At 71.7% G+C, this 20,947-nt stretch carries 21 protein-coding genes; 7 read left to right on the forward strand and 14 right to left on the reverse strand.

Features of this window, described 5'->3' with window-relative positions; translation table 11 throughout:
* The first annotated feature begins 3 nt into the window (after nt 1-3).
* Together AB0D93_RS06440 and AB0D93_RS06445 are read left to right on the forward strand one after the other, a co-directional pair.
* Nucleotides 4-1,011, forward strand: coding sequence for a fatty acid desaturase (locus AB0D93_RS06440; RefSeq protein ID WP_362113919.1), 1,008 nt, complete (start codon nt 4-6; stop codon nt 1,009-1,011).
* Nucleotides 1,008-1,685 (forward strand): TetR/AcrR family transcriptional regulator, encoded by a 678-nt coding sequence (locus tag AB0D93_RS06445; protein WP_362113922.1) that lies wholly within the window; start codon nt 1,008-1,010, stop codon nt 1,683-1,685. Before AB0D93_RS06440 ends, AB0D93_RS06445 begins: the two co-directional genes overlap by 4 nt.
* A gap of 476 nt (nt 1,686-2,161) precedes the next feature.
* On the opposite strand, the gene AB0D93_RS06450 is transcribed toward AB0D93_RS06445, so the two are convergent.
* The 5 genes from AB0D93_RS06450 to AB0D93_RS06470 are packed head-to-tail and all read right to left on the reverse strand — an operon-like array spanning nt 2,162 to nt 6,779.
* The gene (locus AB0D93_RS06450; protein ID WP_362113925.1) at nt 2,162-2,833 is read right to left on the reverse strand and encodes a hypothetical protein; all 672 of its coding nucleotides are present in this window, start codon (nt 2,831-2,833) and stop codon (nt 2,162-2,164) included.
* Entirely contained in the window at nt 2,824-4,443 is a 1,620-nt protein-coding gene (locus tag AB0D93_RS06455) for an ABC transporter permease (RefSeq protein WP_362113928.1), read from the reverse strand. The genes AB0D93_RS06450 and AB0D93_RS06455 overlap by 10 nt, the downstream gene beginning before the upstream one ends.
* A complete protein-coding gene (locus AB0D93_RS06460) occupies nt 4,440-5,312 on the reverse strand; it encodes an ABC transporter ATP-binding protein (RefSeq protein ID WP_362113931.1) in 873 nt (290 codons plus the stop codon). The genes AB0D93_RS06455 and AB0D93_RS06460 overlap by 4 nt, the downstream gene beginning before the upstream one ends.
* Nucleotides 5,313-5,361: 49 nt before the next feature.
* Nucleotides 5,362-6,189: a zf-HC2 domain-containing protein gene (locus tag AB0D93_RS06465; protein ID WP_362113934.1), complete on the reverse strand. Its 828-nt coding sequence runs from the start codon at nt 6,187-6,189 to the stop codon at nt 5,362-5,364.
* A 32-nt stretch (nt 6,190-6,221) separates the two neighbouring features.
* Nucleotides 6,222-6,779 (reverse strand): RNA polymerase sigma factor, encoded by a 558-nt coding sequence (locus AB0D93_RS06470; protein WP_362115065.1) that lies wholly within the window; start codon nt 6,777-6,779, stop codon nt 6,222-6,224.
* A 291-nt stretch (nt 6,780-7,070) separates the two neighbouring features.
* On the opposite strand from AB0D93_RS06470, the gene AB0D93_RS06475 reads away from it, so the two are divergent.
* A complete protein-coding gene (locus tag AB0D93_RS06475; protein WP_362113937.1) occupies nt 7,071-7,403 on the forward strand; it encodes a hypothetical protein in 333 nt (110 codons plus the stop codon).
* Between the two features lie 91 nt (nt 7,404-7,494).
* Here the strand turns inward: AB0D93_RS06475 and AB0D93_RS06480 are convergent, their stop codons facing one another.
* A complete protein-coding gene (locus AB0D93_RS06480) occupies nt 7,495-7,860 on the reverse strand; it encodes a VOC family protein (protein ID WP_362113940.1) in 366 nt (121 codons plus the stop codon).
* Nucleotides 7,861-7,862: 2 nt separating this feature from the next.
* Nucleotides 7,863-8,675 carry a trans-aconitate 2-methyltransferase gene (locus tag AB0D93_RS06485; RefSeq protein ID WP_362113943.1) on the reverse strand — a complete coding sequence of 271 codons (813 nt, stop codon included), beginning with the start codon at nt 8,673-8,675 and terminating at the stop codon, nt 7,863-7,865.
* Nucleotides 8,676-8,763: 88 nt separating this feature from the next.
* Here AB0D93_RS06485 and tamR point away from each other — a divergent pair, with 88 nt between their 5' ends.
* Nucleotides 8,764-9,261 (forward strand): MarR family transcriptional regulator TamR, encoded by a 498-nt coding sequence (gene tamR, locus AB0D93_RS06490; RefSeq protein ID WP_362113946.1) that lies wholly within the window; start codon nt 8,764-8,766, stop codon nt 9,259-9,261.
* Here the strand turns inward: tamR and AB0D93_RS06495 are convergent.
* Nucleotides 9,220-9,987, reverse strand: a complete 768-nt coding sequence (locus AB0D93_RS06495) for a response regulator transcription factor (RefSeq protein ID WP_362113949.1) — start codon at nt 9,985-9,987, stop codon at nt 9,220-9,222. The genes tamR and AB0D93_RS06495 overlap by 42 nt on opposite strands.
* Before the next feature lie 330 nt (nt 9,988-10,317).
* Between AB0D93_RS06495 and AB0D93_RS06500 the strand changes: the two genes are divergently transcribed.
* Nucleotides 10,318-10,773, forward strand: a complete 456-nt coding sequence (locus AB0D93_RS06500; protein ID WP_362113952.1) for an N-acetyltransferase — start codon at nt 10,318-10,320, stop codon at nt 10,771-10,773.
* Between the two features lie 37 nt (nt 10,774-10,810).
* Here AB0D93_RS06500 and galK read toward each other — a convergent pair whose 3' ends face one another.
* From galK to galT, 3 genes are read right to left on the reverse strand one after another with little or no spacing between them, the layout of a single operon-like run.
* Nucleotides 10,811-11,965: a galactokinase gene (gene galK / locus AB0D93_RS06505; protein ID WP_362113955.1), complete on the reverse strand. Its 1,155-nt coding sequence runs from the start codon at nt 11,963-11,965 to the stop codon at nt 10,811-10,813.
* Nucleotides 11,965-12,927, reverse strand: coding sequence for a UDP-glucose 4-epimerase GalE (gene galE, locus AB0D93_RS06510; RefSeq protein WP_362113958.1), 963 nt, complete (start codon nt 12,925-12,927; stop codon nt 11,965-11,967). Before galE ends, galK begins: the two co-directional genes overlap by 1 nt.
* Nucleotides 12,924-13,985: a galactose-1-phosphate uridylyltransferase gene (gene galT / locus AB0D93_RS06515; protein WP_362113961.1), complete on the reverse strand. Its 1,062-nt coding sequence runs from the start codon at nt 13,983-13,985 to the stop codon at nt 12,924-12,926. Before galT ends, galE begins: the two co-directional genes overlap by 4 nt.
* 178 nt (nt 13,986-14,163) lie before the next feature.
* Here galT and AB0D93_RS06520 point away from each other — a divergent pair, with 178 nt between their 5' ends.
* Entirely contained in the window at nt 14,164-15,855 is a 1,692-nt protein-coding gene (locus AB0D93_RS06520) for a sodium:solute symporter family protein (protein WP_362113964.1), read from the forward strand.
* 21 nt (nt 15,856-15,876) lie between these two features.
* A complete protein-coding gene (locus AB0D93_RS06525) occupies nt 15,877-16,230 on the forward strand; it encodes a hypothetical protein (protein WP_362113967.1) in 354 nt (117 codons plus the stop codon).
* Nucleotides 16,231-16,327: 97 nt separating this feature from the next.
* Here AB0D93_RS06525 and AB0D93_RS06530 read toward each other — a convergent pair whose 3' ends face one another.
* From AB0D93_RS06530 to AB0D93_RS06540, 3 genes are all read right to left on the reverse strand, one after another.
* Nucleotides 16,328-17,011: a response regulator transcription factor gene (locus tag AB0D93_RS06530; protein ID WP_362113970.1), complete on the reverse strand. Its 684-nt coding sequence runs from the start codon at nt 17,009-17,011 to the stop codon at nt 16,328-16,330.
* A gap of 227 nt (nt 17,012-17,238) precedes the next feature.
* Nucleotides 17,239-18,993 carry a PQQ-binding-like beta-propeller repeat protein gene (locus tag AB0D93_RS06535; protein ID WP_362113973.1) on the reverse strand — a complete coding sequence of 585 codons (1,755 nt, stop codon included), beginning with the start codon at nt 18,991-18,993 and terminating at the stop codon, nt 17,239-17,241.
* A gap of 78 nt (nt 18,994-19,071) precedes the next feature.
* The gene (locus tag AB0D93_RS06540) at nt 19,072-20,871 is read right to left on the reverse strand and encodes a PQQ-binding-like beta-propeller repeat protein (protein WP_362113976.1); all 1,800 of its coding nucleotides are present in this window, start codon (nt 20,869-20,871) and stop codon (nt 19,072-19,074) included.
* Nucleotides 20,872-20,947 lie beyond the last annotated feature (76 nt).

Genomic DNA, 20,947 nt, shown 5'->3' on the forward strand with positions numbered 1-20,947 from the left:
CGCATGACCTCAAGTTCCGATGTGATCGAAGAAGCCCGTGAGGCCGACGACACCCCGACCCCGTCCGCCACGCTGGGTGGCGAGCGGAAGCGTTCGATCGAGCAGATCACGCTGCTCCTGTTCATCACGGTGCCGTTCCTGGCACTCGTGGCGGCGGTGCCGCTGGCCTGGGGCTGGGGGGTGAGCTGGCTCGATCTGGGCCTGCTGGTGTTCTTCTACTTCCTGGGGTGCCACGGCATCACGATCGGTTTCCACCGGTACTTCACCCATGGTTCGTTCAAGGCCAAGCGGCCCCTGAGGATCGCGCTGGCGATCATGGGTTCACTGGCGGTCGAGGGCCCCCTGGTGCGCTGGGTGGCCGATCACCGCAAGCACCACAAGTTCTCCGACGCGGACGGAGACCCGCATTCCCCGTGGCGGTTCGGCGAGACGGTTCCGGCGCTGATGAAGGGCCTGTGGTGGGCCCACATCGGCTGGATGTTCGACGAGGAGCAGACCCCGCAGGACAAGTACGCGCCGGATCTGATCAAGGACCCGGCCATCCGGGCGATCTCCCGCCAGTTCGTGTACTGGACGGTCGTCTCGCTGATCCTGCCGCCGCTGATCGGCGGTCTGGTGACGATGTCCTGGTGGGGCGCGTTCACCGCGTTCTTCTGGGGTTCACTCGTACGAGTGGCTCTGCTGCACCATGTGACGTGGTCGATCAACTCGATCTGTCACGCGGTGGGCAAGCGGCCGTTCAAGTCGCGGGACCGTTCGGGCAACGTGTGGTGGCTGGCGGTGCTGTCGTGCGGTGAGTCGTGGCACAACCTGCACCACGCCGACCCGACCTCGGCGCGGCACGGTGTGATGCGCGGCCAGATCGACTCCTCGGCGCGGTTCATCCGTATCTTCGAGCGGTTCGGCTGGGCGTACGACGTGCGCTGGCCGTCACGCTCGCGTATCGATTCGCGCCGGAACACCGGGGAAGGCGGCTCCCGGAGCCGGAGGGAGACCGCGAAGGCGGCATGATTGACGCCGTGGCGACCGACTCCAGCAGCACCTCCAGCAACGACAAACCGCGGCGGACCCGCCGGACCCGGATGACCGGCGCCGAGCGCCGCCAGCAGCTGCTGGAGATCGGTCGCACCCTCTTCGCCGCAAAGGGTTTCGAGGGCACCTCGGTGGAGGAGATCGCGGCCAAGGCCGGGGTGTCCAAGCCGGTGGTGTACGAGCACTTCGGCGGCAAGGAGGGCCTGTACGCGGTGGTGGTCGACCGGGAGATGCGGCGGCTGCTGGACATGGTCACGAGCTCGCTGACGGCCGGCCATCCGCGTGAGCTGTGCGAGCAGGCCGCGTTCGCCCTCCTGGACTACATCGAGGAGTACACGGACGGCTTCCGCATCCTGGTGCGCGACTCCCCCATCCCCCAGTCCACGGGCACCTTCGCCTCCCTCATCTCCGACATCGCCACCCAGGTGGAGGACATCCTGGGCCGCGAGTTCAAGTCCCGCGGCTTCGATCCGAAGCTGGCGCCGCTGTACGCGCAGGCGCTGGTCGGCATGGTCGCGCTGACCGGGCAGTGGTGGCTGGACGTGCGCCGCCCGAAGAAGGCGGAGGTCGCGGCGCATCTGGTGAACCTGGCCTGGCACGGCCTGGACGGGCTGGAGCAGAAGCCACGGCTGATCGGACACCGGAAGAACTGAACCCGCCCGCGCCGCGGCGGCACCAGCCCCGAACCCCGGCTCCCGGCCACAAGGCCACCACTACGGCACACCCGGTGACCCCACCCGGCCGGGCACGGCCCCGGACCGGCTCGACCAGAAGCCGCGGCCGATCGGACGCCGAAAGCACTGAACCGGTCCGCGCCACGCCCTCGAAGACCCGCACGGCCCGTGCGCTGTCCCCAGGGGCGCGGGGCGCGGGCGGCTTCAGGCCCGCCGGGGCACGGGCGCCCGGGCGGCATCAAGCCCGCCGGGGCGCGGGCGCCCGGGCGGCATCAGGCCCGAACCCCGGCTCCCGGCCACAAGGCCACCACCGCAGCACACCCGGTGACCCCACCCGGCCGGGCACCGCCCCGGACCAGCTCGACCAGAAGCCACGGCCGATCGGGACACCGAAAGAACCGAACCCCGCCGCACCACGCCCCCGAAGACCCAGGGGCGCGGGCGTCTGGGCGGGGTCAGGTCCGAGGGCCCGGTTCCCGGCACAGGGCCACCGCCGTGGCCGCGGCCGCGCACAGCACCGCGGCCCACGTCCAGCGCGAGGTGTCCCAGGCCTGCGACAGGGGCTGCGCGAAGGGCCGGGCCGCGTCCGGCAGCGGCAGCAGAGCCCCGACCAGGACGCACAGCACCGTGCCCGGTGCGGCCAGCGCCCCGCCGCCGCCCGGGGTCAGGCGCAGGCCGAGCGCCGCCAGGGCGAGGACGAGGCTGAGCAGCGCCAGGGCTTCGAGGGTCAGCCCGCCCGCGGGCAGCAGCGGGCGTTCGTCCGGGTTCGTCGCGAAGGTGCCGAGCACGACGACACCGGCCCAGGCGCAGCCCGCGCACAGCACGGCGAGCGTGCCCCGCACGGCCCGGGGCAGCCAGCGCGGCAGCGGGACGACCTCGGTGGTGCGGGCCGCCGGGTCGTCGAGGACGAACGCGGCGCCGACGGCGATCAGCACCGCTCCGGCCCGCATGAGCAGGACGACGTCGGTCATCCGCACCCCGCCGGCCAGCGCGGGGCCGCCCGCCAGCAGCAGCGCGGCGGCGGCCGCCACGGCCAGCGGGGCGGTCCGGGTGGCGCGCACGGCGTAGGGGATCAGCTGCCGCAGGCAGGCGTACCGGTTCGGGGCGTTCACGGGTGTCATCGGCACGTCCGCTCGTCGGCCGGGACCTGCGGGGGCGCGGGCACGCCCAGGAGCGTGGCGGCGCGGTCGGTCGTGGTGCCCGGTGCGGTCAGTTCGGTCCAGGCGGCGCGGACCTTGGCGCCGATGTCGTCGGCCGGCCGGTCGAGCAGGTCGAGGGCGTACGTGGACTCACGGGCGTCGAAGGCGAGACCGGTGGAGGAGTCCAGGACGAGCAGGCTCAGGCCGCCGGTCGTACGGGAGGCCAGGTCGTGCAGGGCGGCGCGGGTCCCGTCGGTGGCCTGCCCCGCCAGCCACAGCGTGAGGACGGCGCGGGAGCCGCACACCGTGTCGATGCGGGGCTGGTGCGGGGGCGCTCCGGTGACGGTGCGGTAGGCGAACAGGGTCGAGAACTCGGCCACGGCGTCGCTCTCGGCGTCCGCTCCCGCGCTGCCCGCGCTCCACCAGGTGCCGACGGGTACGGCGTCGGGCGTGTGGGCACGGCGGTCGTCGGCGTCCCAGGCGGCCTGGGGCAGCGGCTGCCCGGAGGAGGCCTGGGTTCCGGGGTGGAAGAGGCGCTGGCGTACGGCGTAGCGGGCGTCGGCGGTCGGTGCGGGGGTGCGGTGCAGGATGCCGCGTACGACGCCGTCCCACTGCGGGATGCGTCCGGTGAACTCCGGGAAGGCGCAGTAGGTGACCTGGCCTCGGGTGCTGCAGTCCTGTTCGCGCGCCGGGTGCTCGGTGGCCAGGGCGCGTGCGCGGGCGACGTCGTCCGGTACGGGGCGCAGTTGCATGGTGCCCGCCAGCGCGGCGAGAACGGCGGCGAGTGCGGCGCAGGTCCACAGGGCGCCGGTACCCCGGCTCTGCGGGCCGGGCGCCGTGTTCGGCTCGTCGCGCAGCAGCGCGAGCGCGGCGCAGCCGACGCTGAGGGCGGCGAGCCACAGCAGATGCCAGCCGGCGGGCCGGGCCAGCAGCCCGGACGGCAGCGGCTGGGCGAACTCGTCCTCGATGGCGACGACGGTCAGCCACCGCCAGCCGGAGGTGTTCTGCACGGCGGCGACGAAGGTGAGCACCGCGAGTCCGGCCACCGTCAGCGACGCGGTGGCCGGCGAGCCGCTCAGGCGGGCGAGCAGCACCCCGAGCACCCCGGCGATGAGCACCGCCGCGGGCCCGGTCGCGACCTCGGCCCAGTCGATCGTGCCGACGGCGCCGGGCAGCGCGGCGAGTTGCAGGATCCGGGCGACGGCGAGGGCCGCGGTGAGGGCGACGGCGGGCAGCAGGGCGAGCAGGTGCGCGGCGGCGCGGGCGCGCCGGCCGAGCACCAGGACGGCGTACACCGGCTCCACTCCGTGCCGTCGCCCGCGCAGCACCCCGAAGTCGGCGGCGAGCAGCACGCCGACGGCGATCAGCAGCAGTGCCGGCTGGCCGGTGCGGGAGCTGTCCTGGAGCACGGGGTAGCGCTGGGCGTCGGCGCCGAGGGTGAGGTCGTACACCCACAGGGCGAGGTAGGCGGCGACGGAGGCGAGGAACGCGGGGTGGCGCAGCAGCCGCAGTGCCTCGGTGCGGGCCAGGGCGGTGACGGCGCCCCGGGTCCGGGCCGTGGTCCGCGCGGCGGGCCGGGTGGTGGTCAGGGTGCTCACCGGGTCGGCTCCCGCTGGGCGGTGGCGTCGAGGAGCAGCAGGTAGCCGTCCTCCAGGGTGGGTTCGAGCAGGGGCGCGCCGGGTGGTGGTGTGCCGATGTTGCGTACGGTGCCGGCGCCGGTGCGCCAGCCTGCCAGGGCCCGCGGGTCGCGTGCGGTGCTCGCCCAGACGCGGTCGGCGGCGACGGCGGCGAGGGCGGGTGGTTCGCCGTCGAACTTGACGGTGCCGTGGTCGAGGACGATGACGCGGTGGCACAGCGCGGCGACGTCCTCGGTCTGGTGCGTGGACAGCAGGACGGTGCGGCCGGCACCGAGGTCGGCGATCAACTCCCTGAAGTGCAGCCGCTGTTCGGGGTCCAGACCCACGGTGGGCTCGTCGAGGATGAGGAACTGGGGGTCACCGACGAGTGCCGCGGCGAGCGCCACACGCTGACGCATGCCGCCGGAGAGCTGCTTGATCTTCTTGCCGCGCCGCTCGGGCAGGCCCACGGCGTCGAGGACCCGCTGCACCTCGCGGTGGCGGGCGGCGCGGTCGGTCATCTCCTTGAGGATCGCCACGTAGTCGACGAACTCGAAGGCGGTGAAGGAGGGATGGAAGCCGGGGTCCTGCGGCAGATACCCGAGGCTGCGCCGGACGGCGAGCCGGCCCTGCGGGGTGCGCGGGTCGTGCCCGAGGACGTGGAGGTCGCCGCCGCCCGGTGGTGCCGCGGTCGCGAGGGTGCGGAGCAGGGTGGTCTTGCCCGCGCCGTTGGGCCCGAGCAGTCCGGTGACGCCGGGGTCGAGCTGGAAGGTGACGCCGGCCAGGGCGCGCACGCTGCGGTAGTCGACGGTGAGGTCGCGCACCGCTACGGCGGCGGTGGAGACGGTCATGGATTCCCCCTGTTCGGTACCTGGTTCGAGGTCTTTCGCGGTGAGGTGGCTAGTGGGCGGGTCGCGGTGCCCCGCGGTCGTAGGAGGTGCGGGTCAGCGCGATGGAGACGGCGGTCCCGCACAGCACGGCGGCCGCGCCGAGCTGTCCGCCCGCCGACAGCACGAGGTCCCGGACGGGTTCGAAGAGCACCAGCAGGCACAGGGCCCAGGTCCCGCCCACCGCGCCCGCGGCCACGACGGGTTCGACACGGGCCGACAGGGCGAGGGTGAGCGAGGTGAGGGCGAGCGAGGGCAGCAGCCAGCCGAGCGTCCGGGGGGCGGGGCCGGGCAGCGCGACGGCGATCGCGGCGGCGGGCACGAGCGCGGTGGTGACGACGGTGACGGTGCGCAGGAGCAGCAGCCGCAGCCCGTGGAACGGTGCGACGACCGTCATCTCGTACATCGGGTCGGTGCGCGGCCCGAACGACAGGGCGACGCCCGCCACGGGCAGCGCCGGGGCGACCACGAAGAACGGCAGCGTGGCGGAGACGGCGTGCCCGAGGCGCGCCACGACGAGGGTGAGCAGCAGCGTGACGACGGCCCCGGCGAGCCAGGAGCGGCGCAGCGCCGGGGTCGCGGTGATCAGCCGCGCGGTGTGCCCGGGAACCCTCAGGGCGAGCAGCACCCGCTCCACGGCACCGGGCCTCGGCACGTCGCGGGCCTGGACCAGCCTGGCCCAGATGGCGGCGGTGCGGTCCTGGTCGGCGTACCGGGTGAGGCCGGCGCGGCAGGCGGCGCACACGGCGAGGTGGGTGTCGGCGCGCTGCAGGGCGGCGCCGCTCAACTGCCGGCCCTGGTAGTCGCGCAGCGCCTGCGTACCGAGATGCTCCACTGCCACCTGGTCTCCGTTCCTGTACTGGTGCGGCCCGCTCACGCCAGTTCCTCCCGCAGTCGTCTGCGGGCCCGCATGGCCCGGGTCTTGACGGTGCCCGCCGGGATCCGCAGCGCCTTCGCGGCCTCGGCGGTACTCAATCCGTCGACGACGGTGGCCTGCAGGACCTCGCGGAGTTCGGCCGGCAACCGGGCGAGCGCGTCGGCGAGTTCGCCGTACGGCAGCCCGTGCAGCGCCTCGTCCTCGGCGGACGGATGAGCGGGGCGCTGGCGCAGCCGGCCGAGCAGCCGGGTGAGCCGCTCACGCGCTCCGTGCCCGCGTTGCACGTCGACGAGCCTGCGCGCCCCGATGCGCCACAGCCAGCCCGCGGCGCTGCCGTCCGACCCCGGCATCTCGCGGAAGCGGGCCGTGCCGTGCCACACCGCGAGGAAGGTCTCCTGCACCACGTCGTCGACGATCGCGGGGTCCGGGCACCGGTAGGAGAGCCGGGCGACCAACCACGGCTCGTACCGGCGGTAGAGCAGCTCGAAGGCATGACTGTCGCCCGCCTCGATCGCACGCAGCAGCATGCTGTCGCTGCGCCGCTCCCCACCCATGTCCGTCACACCTCCTCATCGGACGAGGGGGCCGGAGCGGTTCACGGTTCCCGGATTTTTCCTCAACTCACCCTCATTGCATGGGGTTTCAGCCACCTGCCCGACAGGGTTCGGCCAAATCCGTGCGGTCACCCCACCACTTTTCGAACATTGGCCACAGAACTACCCATAGTCAATTCGGAAGTGTTTCCTCCCCCCACTGCCCCGGCGTAGCTTCGCCAGCACTCGGGCCCGACCAACCCGAGACGGGTCCGACCAACCCGACAAATGAAAAGAAGGGGGAACTTTCTCATGCCCGAGACCAAGGCATCAGGGAAGAAGACGCTCGCCCGCGCGGCTACCGTCGTCCTGGCGACGGGAGCGCTGGCGGGGATGCTGGGCGCCGTGCCCGCGTCCGCCGCGCCGGTGCAGGTCAGGTCCGTGCCGTCGTGCATCACCATCAAGAACACGTCGAGCTGGGTGACCACGACGACGCGGGTCACCAACAACTGCTCGTCGACGTACCGCTACTACTTCAAGTGGGACCGGCACGTCGACGGCTCGTGCGAGACCTACACGCCGGGCCACTGGCACTCCGAGACGGTGGCCATCACGGCCCGCTTCGCGGGTCTGGGCAGCTGTTGATCGACGAGCACTGAGCACGAAGGCGTAAGGCGCGAGGTCTTCCCCGACCCTAATTCGGGGAAGACCCCGCGCCGCCTCCCATGATGCCCCGTCACAGGCCCGGCGCGCCCACGAACTCCAGCCGGTTGCCGACCGGGTCCTCGCTGTAGAAACGCAGCCGGCCGGGGATGTTGTCGTCCCAGGTCACCGTGGCGCCGAGAGACTCCAGCCGGGCCGCGTACGCCTCGATCCCCGTCACGCGCAGCCCTGGATGCGCCTTCTTCGCCGGACGGAAGTCACTCTCGACGCCCAGGTGGAGCTGGACGGCCCCGGACTGGAACCAGCACCCACCGCGCGCCGCGAGCACGGGCGGCTTCGGGATCTCCGTCATCCCCAGCACACCGACGTAGTACGCCCGCAGCGCGTCCTCCGAGCCGGGCGGGGCCGCCAGTTGCACGTGGTCGACCGAGACGAGCACGCTCAGACCTCCTTCACGGCGACGGCGAACAGCCGGCGGAACGGCAGGACGGTCCCGTACGACGCGCCGGGGTAGGCCTGCCGCAGCAGGTCCCGGTACTCGGTGAGGAACGCGTCCCGCGCCACGGGGTCGTCGGCGAGCGCGGTCAGGGCGGGCCGCAGACCGGTGCCCTTCACCCAGTCCAGGACCGGATCCTCACCCTGAAGCACATGGAAGTACGTGGTCTGCCACACGTCGGTCGCGCAGCCGAGGCGGGCGAGACGGTCCAGGTAGGCGTCCGGGGCGTGCACGGAGTCGGTGTGCCGCAGGACGTCGGCGAGGCGGGACTTCCAGCGGGGGGTCCCGGCGAGTTCGCGCATCAGGGCGTGCAGCGGGGCGTCGATGTTGTCCGGCACCTGGAAGGCGAACGTGCCGCCGGGCTTCAGTGCGGCGATCCAGTCGGCGAAGCGGTCGGCGTGCCCCGGCACCCACTGGAGGGTGGCGTTGGAGACGATCAGGTCGTACGGCTCCGCGGGTACCCAGGTACGGACGTCGGCGTGGGCGAAGTCCAGGCGGCCGCCGCCGGCCGTGGGGCCCTCGTGCGCGGTGTGGGCCGCGTCGAGCATCTCGGGCGAGTTGTCGTGGCCGGTGACGTGGGCGGCGGGCCAGCGTTCGGTGAGCAGGACGGTGACGTTGCCCGGGCCGCAGCCGAGGTCGGCGATGCGGGGCGCCTGCGTGGGCAGGGCGGGGACGCGGGCGAGGAGGTCGAGGAAGGGGCGTGCGCGATGACCGGCGTGCCGCAGGTACTGACCGGGGTCCCAGGTGGCGTTCGTCATGGCTCCACTGTCCCCGGCATATTATCTCGATGTCAAGAGACTCGACATCAAGAGACTTCATGTCGACACAACCACTACACTGATCTCCATGGAGGACGAGGTCGATCGGCTGGTCGCAGCGTGGCGCCGGGAACGTCCGGACCTCGACGTGGAGCCGCTGGAAGTGCTCAGCCGGGTGAGTCGACTCGCCCGGCATCTGGACCGTGCGCGCCGGCTCGCCTTCGCCGAGCACCAGCTGGAGCCCTGGGAGTTCGACGTGCTGACCGCGCTCAGGCGCGCGGGTACGCCGTACCAGCTCTCCCCCGGTCAGCTGCTCACACAGACCCTGGTCACGTCGGGCACCATGACCAACCGCATCGACCGGCTGGCCAAGAAGGGCCTGGTGGAGCGGCTGCCCGACCCGAGCGACCGGCGGGGCGTACTGGTCCGGCTGACCGGGACCGGGCGGGACCGGGCGGACCAGGCACTGGCGGGCCTGCTCGAGCAGGAGCGGGCGATCCTGTCCGAGCTGTCCCGCGCCCAGCGCGCGGAACTCGCCGGTCTGCTACGCCAGTTGACCGCCCCGTTCGACAACATCCCCGGCTAGGTCGGCCGGTCCGACCCCGGCGCGCCGGGCCAGGGCGACAGCGGCCAGCGTGGAGTGCACGCCCAGCTTGCCGAGGACGTTCTGCATATGGGTGCGCACGGTGTGCGGCGAGAGGAAGAGCCGCTCGGCGACGGCCTTCCTGCCCAGCCCCGCGACCATGCACCGCAGCACCTCCCGCTCGCGCGGGGTGAGGGACTCCACCAGCCGCTCGCTCTCGGTGCGGTGCCGGCGGGCGGCCGTCAGCTCCTTGAGCACGCCGGTGAGCAGGGCGGGCGGCAAGTGGGTCTCGTCGCGCAGCACACCCCGGATCACCGTCAGCAGCCGGGACAGCGAGCAGTCCTTGGCGACCCACCCCGAGGCACCGGCCTGGAGCGCGAGCGCCGCCCGACGGGGATCGTCCTTCTCGGCGAGCACGACGATCCGTACCCCGGGCTGGGCCGCCCGCACCCCGGTGACCAGCGAGATGCCGTCGACCAGTCCCTCCTCGTCGCCGTCCTGCACGGGCACGGCCGGGCGGGTGCCGGGGACGTTGCCGCCGAGGTCGGCGTCGACCAGGAGGACGTCGAAGCGGCGCCCCTCGCCGGCCGCCCGCTCCAGGCAGCGCAGCGCGGCCGGACCGCTGCCGGCGGCGGAGACGTCGACGTCCGGCTCGGCGGCCAGGGCGGCGGCGAGCGACTCGGCGAAGATGCGGTGGTCGTCGACGACCAGGACTCGGATACGAACCACGAAACCCCCTTCCCCAGGCTCCGCACGGAGCAGGGGACTACCAAGGTCCGGAAAGGGCCCGGCCATCAGCCGGTCCGGAACGACCGGAAGGTCCGGCGCGGTCCGGAGAGCGACGACCCGCGCGGGTACGACACCAACGGATAAGGACACGCGCCGCACGGCCGCCGCCGTCGCGGAGACTGCTACCCCCACCGCGGGCGCCGTACCCGCCTGTCTCGCCCCCTGATCAGCACCGGCCCCCACCGGTGCTGTTCCACAGAGTACGGATGGGAGCACGCAGCGGAAGGAGATTTGCAGAACTGGCCGTCCAGCGCGTTTATCGTGTGCCGCATGTTTCGTATTGAGGCGGAAGTCGACAAAGGCCGACGCGATCTGCTCCGCTCACGGCTGCGGGACACCAACACGGCCGCGTCCCCGGTCCTGGCAGCCCTGCGCGGCACCCCCGGCGAACGCGAGGTCCCCCTCCACGTGTGGGCCCTGGACCCCTCCGGTGACCTGGCGGGCGGCCTGGTCGGCCACACCTGGACGACCTGGCTGCACGTCACCTACCTGTGGGTCGACGCCCGCCACCGGGGCACGGGCCTCGGCTCCCGTCTCCTGTCCGAGGCCGAACACATCGCCACCACCGACCGCGCCTGCACCACCGCCCGCCTGGAGACCTGGGACTTCCAGGCCCCGGAGTTCTACAGGAAACAGGGCTACGAGGTGGTGGGCGTGATCCCCGACTACCCACCGGGGGTCACGGAGTACACCCTGACGAAACGGCTCGTCCCTCAGGGTTCCTGAGGCTCCTCGGCGAGCCCCCGTCCCCCGCAAGCAGCCGTCAGACCACCCGCCGCGCCCCCGCCGAAGGCACCGCCTCGAACACCCGTGGTGTGCTGAAGCCCGCTGCCGCGAAGGCCTCCTCGATGGTCTTGGTGTGGGTGTCGACGTCGGTGGCCTCCGTCAGGACGATCGCCGAGCCGCCGAACCCGCCGCCGGTCATGCGGGCACCGAGGGCGCCGTTCGCCAGGGCGGTGTCGACGACCAGGTCCAGCTCCGGGCAGGAGATGCGGAAGTCGTCGCGCAGGGAGACGTGGCCCTCGGTGAGGACCGGCCCGATCGCCCGGGTGTCGCCGGCCCGCAGCAGGGACACCGTCCGCTCCACCCGCTCGTCCTCCGTCACCACGTGCCGGACCAGTCGGACGATCTCCTCCTCGTCGCCGAGCCGGCCCAGCGCCGCGTCCAGCTCGGTGTACGGGACGTCCCGCAGGGCGTCGACGCCGAGCAGGGCCGCGCCCTTCTCGCAGCCGGCCCGGCGCTTGCCGTACTCGCCGCCGCTGTGCGCGTGCTTGACCTGGGTGTCGACCACCAGCAGACGCAGACCCTCGGCCGCGAGGTCGAAGGGGATCTGCTGCTGGGACAGGTCACGGGTGTCCAGGAACAGCGCGTGGCCCTGCTCGCAGCAGGCCGAGGCCGTCTGGTCCATGATCCCGGTCGGCGCGCCGACGTAGACGTTCTCGGCGCGCTGGCACAGCCGGGCCAGCTTCCAGCCGGGCAGGCCCCGTTCGTACAGGTCGTTGAGCGCCAGCGCGATGACGACCTCCAGGGCCGCCGAGGAGGACAGGCCCGCGCCCGTCGGGACCGTCGAGGACAGGTGGACGTCCGCGCCGGTCACGCCGTGGCCCGCCTCGCACAGCGCCCAGACCACGCCCGCCGGGTACGCCGTCCAGTTCCGGTCGCTCTGCGGGGCCAGGGCGTCCAGCCGGAGTTCCACGACGCCGCCCTCGACGTCCGCCGAGTGCAGCCGCAGGACGCCGTCGTCCCGGCGGGAGACCGCCGCGACCGCCTGGTGCGGCAGCGCGAACGGCATCACGAAGCCGTCGTTGTAGTCGGTGTGCTCGCCGATCAGGTTGACCCGGCCCGGCGCCGCCCACACCCCCTCCGGCTGCGTGCCGTACAGCTCGGCGAAGCGCTCCGCGACCTGCTGTGCCCCCACTAGTGCTCCCTCGTGATGTGCTGCGCGAACTTCCAGGCGTCCGCGACGATGCCCGCGAGATCCGCGCGGGTCGGGTTCCAGCCCAGTTTCTCGCGGGCCGTGTCCGCCGAGGCGACCAGGACGGCCGGGTCGCCGCCCCTGCGGGGGGCCACGGTCTCGGGGATCGGGTGGCCGGTGACCCGCCGGACCGTCTCGACGACCTGGCGGACGGAGAAGCCCTCGCCGTTGCCGAGGTTGCAGATCAGGTGCTCGCCCGGCCGCGCGGCCGTCAGGGCCAGCAGGTGGGCCTCGGCGAGGTCCGCGACGTGGATGTAGTCGCGCACGCAGGTGCCGTCCGGGGTCGGGTAGTCGTCGCCGTAGACGGAGATCGCCTCGCGGCGGCCCTGGGCGACCTGGAGGACCAGCGGGATGAGGTGCGACTCGGGGTCGTGGCGCTCACCGTACGCGCCGTACGCGCCCGCCACGTTGAAGTAGCGCAGGGAGACCGCCGCCAGGCCGTGCGCGTTCGCCTCGCTGGTGATCATGTGGTCGACGGCCAGCTTGGAGGCGCCATAGGGGTTGGTCGGCCTCGTCGGCGCGCTCTCCACGATCGGGACCTGCTCCGGCTCGCCGTACGTGGCCGCCGTGGAGGAGAAGACGAGTGTGCGGACGCCCGCCTCGCGCATCGCGGCGAGCAGTGCCATGGAGCCGGCGACGTTGTTGTCCCAGTACTTCTCCGGCTTCACCACCGACTCGCCGACCTGCGAGGACGCGGCGAAGTGCAGCACGCCGTCGTAGGAGGGGTCGAGCCACTTGGCGGCGTCGCGGATGTCGCCCTCGACGAAGGCCGCCCCGCCGGGCACACCCTCGCGGAAACCGGTGGAGAGGTTGTCGAGGACGGTGACCTCGTGGCCGGCCTCCAGCAGATGCTGGGCCACGACACTGCCGACGTAACCCGCGCCACCCGTCACCAGGTACTTCATGAACTCGCTACCTCTCGCAGTCGCTCGGCCGCGCGTTCCGGCGGCACGTCGTTGATGAACACGCTCATGCCGGACTCGGAACCCGCGAGAAACTTCAGCTTGCCGGAAGTGCGGCGGATGGTGAAAAGCTCGAGGTGGAGCGCGAAGTCGTCCCTCGTCACGCCGTGGAACTCCGCCAGCGCGCCGAACGGGGCCTGGTGCCAGGCCGCGATGTACGGAGTCGCGGGCTCACCGGTGCCGAAGATCCGGTCGAAGCGCCTCAAGAGTTCCAGATAGACCTGGGGAAACTCTGTGCGTGCCGCCTCGTCCAGCGCGAGCAGGTCGGGGACGCGCCGCCTGGGGTACAGGTGGACCTCGTACGGCCAGTGGGCCGCGTACGGCACGAAGGCCACCCAGTGTTCACCCTCAAGGACGACCCGCTCACCGGCGAGTTCCCGCGCGAGGACGGCGTCGAACAGGTTCTCCCCGCCGGTCGCCTCCTTGTGCAGGGCGAGTGAGCGCAGCATCAGGGCGGTGCGGGGCGTGGTGAAGGGGTAGGCGTAGATCTGACCGTGCGGGTGACCGAGGGTCACGCCGATCTCCTCGCCGCGGTTCTCGAAGCAGAAGACCTGCTCGACGGAGGGCAGATGCGACAGCTCCGACGTACGGTCCGTCCACGCGTCCAGCACCAGGCGCGCCTGCTCCTCGGTGAGGTCGGCGAAGGACGCGTCGTGGTCGGAGGTGAAGCAGACGACCTCGCAGCGGCCGGAGTCGCCGGCGAGGGAGGGGAACCGGTTCTCGAAGACGACGACGTCGTACGAGGAGTCCGGGATCTCGCTGAGCCGCTCGCCCCGCGACGGGCACAGGGGGCACTCGTCGGCCGGCGGATGGTAGGTGCGGCCCTGCCGGTGGGAGGCGACGGCGACACGGTCGCCGAGCAGCACGTCGCGGCGGATCTCGGACGTGGTGACCGTACGGTCCAGCGGGCGGCGGTCGAGCGCGTCGCGCACGGTGTCGTCCCGAAGGTCGTAGTAGATCAGCTCACGACCGTCGGCCAGCCGGGTCGAGGTCTTCTTCACGCCGGACTCCTCTATGTCCCGCACCCAATCACTCAACACAATCAAACATAACAGAACACCACCAGACAACACCTCGGCCGATCACAATCAAACAAAGAACACCACTCGAAGTGTTCAATTACTGAACACGGCGGCGTAGGTTCCGCTTGGATCAGTTCGCGCAACGAAGCGAGTTCTCATGCAAACCCCCACAAACAGTCCCCTCTATCTGGCGGCGGCGCTACGGCTCCCCACCAACTGGCTGGACTACACGATCCTGGCGATCTACTTCGTCGTCGTCCTCGGCATCGGCTTCGCGGCCCGCCGCTCGGTGAAGACCAGCCTCGACTTCTTCCTCTCCGGACGCTCGCTGCCCGCCTGGATCACCGGCCTCGCCTTCATCTCGGCGAACCTGGCCGCCACCGAGATCCTCGGCATGGCCGCGAACAGCGCCCAGTACGGCGCGTACACCGTGCACTGGTACTGGATCGGCGCCATCCCCGCCATGGTCTTCCTGGGCCTGGTGATGATGCCCTTCTACTACGGCAGCAAGGTCCGCTCGGTCCCCGAGTTCCTGCTGCTGCGCTTCGACCGGGCCGCTCACCTGCTCAGTTCGATCCTGTTCGCGTTCGCCGCGATCCTGATCGCGGGCGTCAACCTCTACGCCCTCGCGATCGTCGTCGAGGCCCTGCTCGGCTGGCCCCAGTGGGTCGCCATCGTCGTCGCCGGCGCCTTCGTCCTCGCGTACATCACCCTCGGCGGCCTGTCCTCGGCGATCTACAACGAGGTCCTGCAGTTCTTCGTGATCCTGGCCGCCCTCATCCCGATCACCATCCTCGGCCTGAAGAAGGTCGGCGGCTGGGGCGGGCTGACCGACAAGCTCTCCGCGACCCACGGCCACAACTTCACGACCGCCTGGGGCGGCACCGGCATCGGCAGCGTCAACCCGCTCGGCGCCAACTGGCTGACCATCGTCCTCGGCCTCGGCTTCGTGCTGTCCTTCGGCTACTGGACGACGAACTTCGCCGAGGTGCAGCGCGCCCTGTCCGCGAAGAACCTCTCCGCCGGCCAGCGCACCCCGCTGATCGCCGCCTACCCGAAGATCTTCATCGTCTTCCTGGTGATGATCCCGGGCCTGGTCGCCGCCGCGCTCGTACCGAAGTTCGGCACCGCCGGCTCCGGCTACCAGTACAACGACGCCATCCCCTTCCTGATGCAGGAGCTGCTGCCCAACGGCGTGCTCGGCATCGCCGTCACCGGCCTGCTGGCGGCCTTCATGGCGGGCATGGCGGCCAACGTGTCGTCCTTCAACACGGTGTTCACGAACGACATCTGGGCCAAGTACGTGGTGCGCGGCCGCGAGGACGGCTACTACGTCCGCTTCGGCCGCCTGATCACCGCGATCGGCGTGCTGGCGTCGGTCGGTACGGCGTTCCTGGCGTCGTCGTTCTCGAACATCATGAGCTACCTGCAGACGCTGTTCTCCTTCTTCAACGTGCCGATGTTCGTCGTCTTCATCGTCGGCATGTTCTGGAAGCGCGCGTCCGCCAAGTCCGGCTTCTGGGGTCTGCTCGCGGGCACCGTCACCGCGATGATCAACTACTTCGTGCTCTACAAGAAGGGCATCATCGCCATCCCCTCCGACCAGGGCGCCAACTTCGTCTCCGCGATCGCGGGCTTCGTCGCCGGCGCGGTCGTGATGGTCGTGGTGTCCCTGTTCACCAGGCCGAAGCCGGCGCGGGAGCTGCAGGGCCTGGTCTACGGCACCCGCTCCCCCGGCATGTCCGAGGCGCCCGCGCCGGGTGACGAGGCCTGGTACCGCAAGCCGGCCCTGCTGGGCTGGGGCGCGGTCGTCCTGGCCGCCGCCTGCTACATCCCGTTCTCGTTCTGACGCGGGAGGATCGAGGAAACCATGAGCGACAACTCCGAGCACTCCGACCGCCGGCACGAGGGCTTCCACTACAGCGAGGACGACGTCCAGCGGGAAGTCACCGAGCTGCAGGGCAAGTCCGCGACCGCGGCCCGCATCTTCGACCTGCGCCGCATCATCGGCGGCCTGTTCGTGCTGTACGGCGTCATCGTCACGATCACCGGCATCACCGACTCCCAGGCCGCCATCGACAAGGCCGAGGGCGTCAACATCAACCTCTGGACCGGGATCGGCATGCTCCTGCTGGGCATCTTCTTCCTGGCCTGGCTGAAGCTGCGGCCCACCCCACCGCCGCTTCCTCCGGAAGGGTTGCCGGAGGAGAGGCAGGGGGAGTAACCCGCCGTCCGCGGGCGCGTGGGAGCTGGTCGCGCAGTTCCCCGCGCGCCTTCGCGGCGCCTCGCCCGCGGTCCGCGGGCAGTCGTGCCGCCCGGGCCTACCCGGGACCGGAACCCAACGGCCCCGCCCGGTCCAGCAGTCCCGTCCGCGCGGCCAACGCCGCCGCCTCCAGCCGCGAGCCCACCCCCAGCTTCATCAGCACCCGCTGGACATGGGTCCGGGCCGTACTCGGCGCGATCCCCATCCCCGCCGCGATCAGACGCGTGTCCTCCCCGTCGGCCACCCGCACCAGCACCTCCACCTCCCGCGGTGTCAGCATCGACAGCAACCGCTGAGCCTCGTCGTCGGGCTGTGCGGCAGGGTTGAGCAGTTCCCCGAAGGCCCCTTGGAGCAGCTGCGGAGCAACCGCCGCCTCCCCCGCCCGCGCCTTCATGATCGCCCGTTCGACCCCCTCGATGCGCTCGTCGTGCCGCACGTACCCCGACGCCCCCGCGGCGAACGCCGCCGCGATGCCGCGCGGCGACGGCACCGGGCCCAGTACCAGCACCGCCACCTGCGGCCGCTCCCGCTTGATCTTCACCACCGGGTCGAACACGCCTGGTTCGGCCGGCGCCGCCGTACCCAGCAGGCACACCTCAGGTGCCCGCGCGATCACCAGATCCGCCGCGCCCGCGGCCGGCGCCGCCGCGGCGAGCACCCGGTGCCCGCGCAGCTTCAGCGCCGACGCCAACGCCTCCGCGAGCAGGCGATGGTCGTCGACGACCATGAGCCGCACTCCCATAGAGCAACCCCCCAGTCCCCCCCATGGATGCCCCACTATGGACGCCCACAGCTCCGCAAGGACAGAGGGCCCCCCGGCACCTCGTCCTTCATGCCCCCGGAAGCTACACGCTTGTTCGACGTCGCGCTGCCCCTCTTGATGAGAAGTGCCCCGGATCGATGAAATCCGGGGCACTTCTCGGTAAGTCACCCATTCGGGCGAGACGTACGGCGGTGTCGGCGTGACGGTCAGCCGTCGGTGCCGAACGCCAGGATCATGTACTCCTTCAGGCCCGCCACGTGCTTCGTCTCGGTGTACACCTGGGACATGTACAGCCGCCCGTGCCCGAACAGGAACTCCGCGGAGTCCGGCAGCATGCCGCTCTCCGCCTCCCGCTCGCTCCCCTTGGCCGGGTTCTCCAGCAGCTTGGTCGTCCTGAAGCTGCCGCCGTCGATGCTGACGACCTGGCCTCCCTTGTCGTACGGCGGCCGCTTGTAGGCGAGCAGGTTGCCGCCGTCCATGCGCAGCGGGGAGAGCGTGGAGCCGTCACCGGCCTCGGCGCGCTGGCCGGTCGGCTTGCCGGTGGTGAGGTCGAAGGCGACGATCTCGTTGGTCTCGCTCACGGCCGAGGAACCGTCGTCGTGCTCCTCGGTCGGCACGTACAGCCTGCCGTTGCCGACGACGATCTCGTGACAGTCCTCGATGTGGGAGATCCCGTCGCAGCTGCCGCCGTAGGTCTTGCTGGGCGCGGAGATGTGGGCGAGCAGCCTGCCGGTCCTGTTGTCGATGGAGAAGTAGTCCGAGACACCACTGCCGTCGTCGGCGCCGCCACCGACGTCCGCGGCCACCACCAGCGGGTCGGTGGAGACGACGGAGGCGTAGTCGATACCGCCGTCCATCTTGTAGTCGGAGATCACCTTCCCCGACCTGGGGTCGATGTTCTGGATGTGCAGCTGCTTGTTGTCGTAGCCGCCGCACTTGCGGACCGCGACCAGCTTGGCGCCGCCGCCGTACCCCGCGTCGTAGCAGGTGTCGCCCTCCTTCGGCTGCCACAGCACCTTGCCGGAGTCGAGGTCGAACGCGGCACCGCCGTCGGTGCTGCCAACCGCGACGGTGTGCTGAGCGACCGTCAGGTTCTCGAAACTGAGCGGGAAGTCACCGGACTTGACCGAGTTCGTCCACAGCCGCTTTCCCGAGTCGAGGTCGATCCCGGCGATCCGGGTGCAGCCCGGGGTGGTGTCCTGCGGGGACGACTTCGCCCGGAAGGCGATCGCCGTCCGGTCGTCCGGGGTGACGTGGCCGGTGACCGCGCACACCGAGCCCGGCAGCTTGAGCGTCCACACCCGGGTGCCCTTGGCGGGGTCGTAGCCGATGATCTCGGCGTCGCCGGTCTTGGCGTACACCTTGTCGGTCAGCCAGGAACCGTCGGTGAAGACCTGCTCCTTCGTCGTGGGCATCGGGACGGAGAAGAGGAGCCTGCCCGAGGGGTCGGCCGGCACCTTCTCCTTGCCGACGCCGCCCGTGTTCCCCGTGTCGCCGCCCTTGTCGCCGCCGGAAGAGGCGGTGTCGTGCTTCTTCCCGTCGCTCCCGGAGGAGTTGGCGTACCAGATCCCGCCGCCGACGATCAGCGCGATGGCGACGACCGCCGCCACGATGATGTACAGCGCGGCGTTGTTCCGCCCGCCGCCCTGCGGCGGCTGCGGCTGCATCGGCACGGTCGGCGGCTGTCCCGGGTAGCCGTAACCCGGCTGCCCGGGCTGCGCGTACGGGTGCTGCGGCTGACCACCGTAGGGGGCGGCGGCCGGCTGACCGTACGCCGGGGGCTGCTGCGCGCCGGGATAGCCGTAACCGGGCTGGGGCGGCTGCGGGGGCGGCGCGGCCTGCGGGTAGCCGTAGCCGGGCTGCGGCTGGGGCGGCTGCGGGGGCTGCTGCGGCGGGGTCGGCGGGCCGAAACCGCCCTGCTGCGGGGGCTGGTTGGGCGGCGGAGGGGGCGGCTGGGTCATGGGGCGGGTACCTCGGTGCGGCTCGAAGGCCGGTCGGCGACGGGGATTCGGGAGGAACGGGGAAGCCGGAACGGCGGCTCAGTCACCGAAGGCCATGATCAGCTTCTCCTTCGACTGGTCGCTGCCGGACAGCCGGCCGGCGGAGATGAAGAACCGCCCGTCGGCCCAGTCCACGACACCGTCGTAGAAGCTGTCCTCGATCTCGGCCGCGCCCTGCGGGTTCTGCAGCAGCCTGGTGCTCCGGTGGGAGGAGCCGGTGACGGGGATCGACACCACCTGGCCGCCCGTGTCGTACGACGGCTGCACGTACGCGACGAGCTTGCCGCCCTCGACCTTCACCGGGTACATCGGCTCGTCCGCCGGGGACTTGGTCCGCCAGCGCGCCTTGCCGTCCGCCAGGCTGATCGCGACGATCTCGTTGGCGCTGCTGGTGGTGTCCGTCGGCAGGTACAGCGTGTCGGAGTCCGCGGCCGCTCCCTGGCAGCCCTGCAGGTCGCGTTCGAGGACCGCCCAGCCGCAGTGGGGGGCGAACTTCTCGTCGACCTTGACCTCGGAGCGGAACTTGCCGTCCTTGGTGAACGTCGAGATGTTCCAGGCCTTCTTGTCCTGGTTGGTCAGATAGACCACCAGCGGGTCGACCGAGAACGTCCGGGTGACCTGCCAGCCCTTCTTCACCGTCTGCGTCCAGCGCACCTTGCCGCTGGCCGGGTCGAGTTCCTGGATCTCGTCGTGCGCGCTGCTGCCGCCCGCGCCGCAGGAGGACACCTGGATCAGCCGGCCGGTGCCGCCCGCGTACGCGGCCGGGAAGCAGGCCGCGCCGTACTTGCCCTTGTCGTACAGCTTCTTTCCGCTGTCGATGTCGTACGCCGTGCCCGACTCCGAACGGCCCACCATCAGCGTCCTGCCGCTCACGGTCAGCTCGACGTTGAGCGCGCTGTCGAACAGCCCGCCGTCGGCGACCTTCGCACTCCAGCCCTTCTGGCCGGTGTTCAGGTCGATCTGCTGCAGCTGGTTGCACTTGGCGTTGTCGCTGACACCGCTCATGTACGCCACGACGACCTTGCCGTCGGCCGACTTCTGCGGGGTGACCGCGCAGATCTTCTGCGGGAAGGACAGGGGACCCCACGCGGGCCTGCCGTCGCCGACCCCATAGGCGAAGACCTGCTTGTACGCCGCCTTCACCACCGCCTTGTCCGTCACCCACATGCCGGGCGCGTCGGCCCCGGAACCGGGGGCGTCCGGTGCCGACTTGTACCAGAGCACCTTCGCCTCACCGGGCCGCCGGCCGTCGTTGAGGTTCTCCGGGTCGTCGCCGCCGCTGGACGCGCTCGGCGAGGCGGAGGAGGACTGCTTGGGGCCGTCGCTCTGCTGGGCGACGGGCTTCTTGCCGCCGCCGTCGTCCCCGTTCGTGACCGCGTACACCACGCCGCCGATGACGAGCAGCGCGGCCACCGCGGCACCGATGACCAGCGCGGTCCTCCCCTTGGGCCGGCCGCCCGGCGCGGTGCCGGGCGCGCCCGGGTACGGCGGCTGCTGCGGGTAGCCGAATCCGGGCTGGGGCGCCGCCCCGTAGGGGCCCGGCTGCTGCGGATGGCCGTAGGGGCCGGGAGCGCCGGGCGCGGCGGGGGCGCCGTACGGGCCCGGTTGCCCGGGGTAGCCGTAGCCGGGCTGGGGCGGCTGCGGAGGAGCGGCGGGCGGCTGGGCCGGCGGCGGCGGCGGTGTGGGAGGTACGCCCGCGGCGCCCGGGGTGCTCTGCGGGGCGCCGAAACCACCCTGGGCCGGTGGGGCCGGCGGGGGTCCGAAACCGCCGCCCTGCGGCGGCTGGTCCTGCGGTGCTCCGAACCCGCCCTGCGGCGGCTGGTCGGGCGGCTGGGTCATCAGCGCTCTTCCCCCTCGTTCACTGATTTTTAGCCACGCCCTGAGGTTCTCGACGGACCCTGGGTCGTTACTCAGA

This window comes from Streptomyces sp. NPDC048191, from assembly GCF_040652655.1.
Taxonomy (GTDB): Bacteria; Actinomycetota; Actinomycetes; order Streptomycetales; family Streptomycetaceae; genus Streptomyces.

Bases quoted from the DNA above. Each gene is read 5' to 3' on its own strand.
- tamR (WP_362113946.1), top strand. From the start codon at position 8,764: ATGGAGGACGAGGTCGATCGGCTGGTCGCAGCGTGGCGCCGGGAACGT.
- AB0D93_RS06500 (WP_362113952.1), top strand. From the start codon at position 10,318: ATGTTTCGTATTGAGGCGGAAGTCGACAAAGGCCGACGCGATCTGCTC.
- AB0D93_RS06470 (WP_362115065.1), bottom strand. From the start codon at position 6,779: ATGGGTGGGGAGCGGCGCAGCGACAGCATGCTGCTGCGTGCGATCGAG.
- AB0D93_RS06525 (WP_362113967.1), top strand. From the start codon at position 15,877: ATGAGCGACAACTCCGAGCACTCCGACCGCCGGCACGAGGGCTTCCAC.
- galE (WP_362113958.1), bottom strand. From the start codon at position 12,927: ATGAAGTACCTGGTGACGGGTGGCGCGGGTTACGTCGGCAGTGTCGTG.
- AB0D93_RS06440 (WP_362113919.1), top strand. From the start codon at position 4: ATGACCTCAAGTTCCGATGTGATCGAAGAAGCCCGTGAGGCCGACGAC.
- AB0D93_RS06540 (WP_362113976.1), bottom strand. From the start codon at position 20,871: ATGACCCAGCCGCCCGACCAGCCGCCGCAGGGCGGGTTCGGAGCACCG.
- AB0D93_RS06445 (WP_362113922.1), top strand. From the start codon at position 1,008: ATGATTGACGCCGTGGCGACCGACTCCAGCAGCACCTCCAGCAACGAC.
- AB0D93_RS06520 (WP_362113964.1), top strand. From the start codon at position 14,164: ATGCAAACCCCCACAAACAGTCCCCTCTATCTGGCGGCGGCGCTACGG.
- AB0D93_RS06535 (WP_362113973.1), bottom strand. From the start codon at position 18,993: ATGACCCAGCCGCCCCCTCCGCCGCCCAACCAGCCCCCGCAGCAGGGC.
- AB0D93_RS06530 (WP_362113970.1), bottom strand. From the start codon at position 17,011: ATGGGAGTGCGGCTCATGGTCGTCGACGACCATCGCCTGCTCGCGGAG.
- AB0D93_RS06485 (WP_362113943.1), bottom strand. From the start codon at position 8,675: ATGACGAACGCCACCTGGGACCCCGGTCAGTACCTGCGGCACGCCGGT.
- AB0D93_RS06475 (WP_362113937.1), top strand. From the start codon at position 7,071: ATGCCCGAGACCAAGGCATCAGGGAAGAAGACGCTCGCCCGCGCGGCT.
- AB0D93_RS06460 (WP_362113931.1), bottom strand. From the start codon at position 5,312: ATGACCGTCTCCACCGCCGCCGTAGCGGTGCGCGACCTCACCGTCGAC.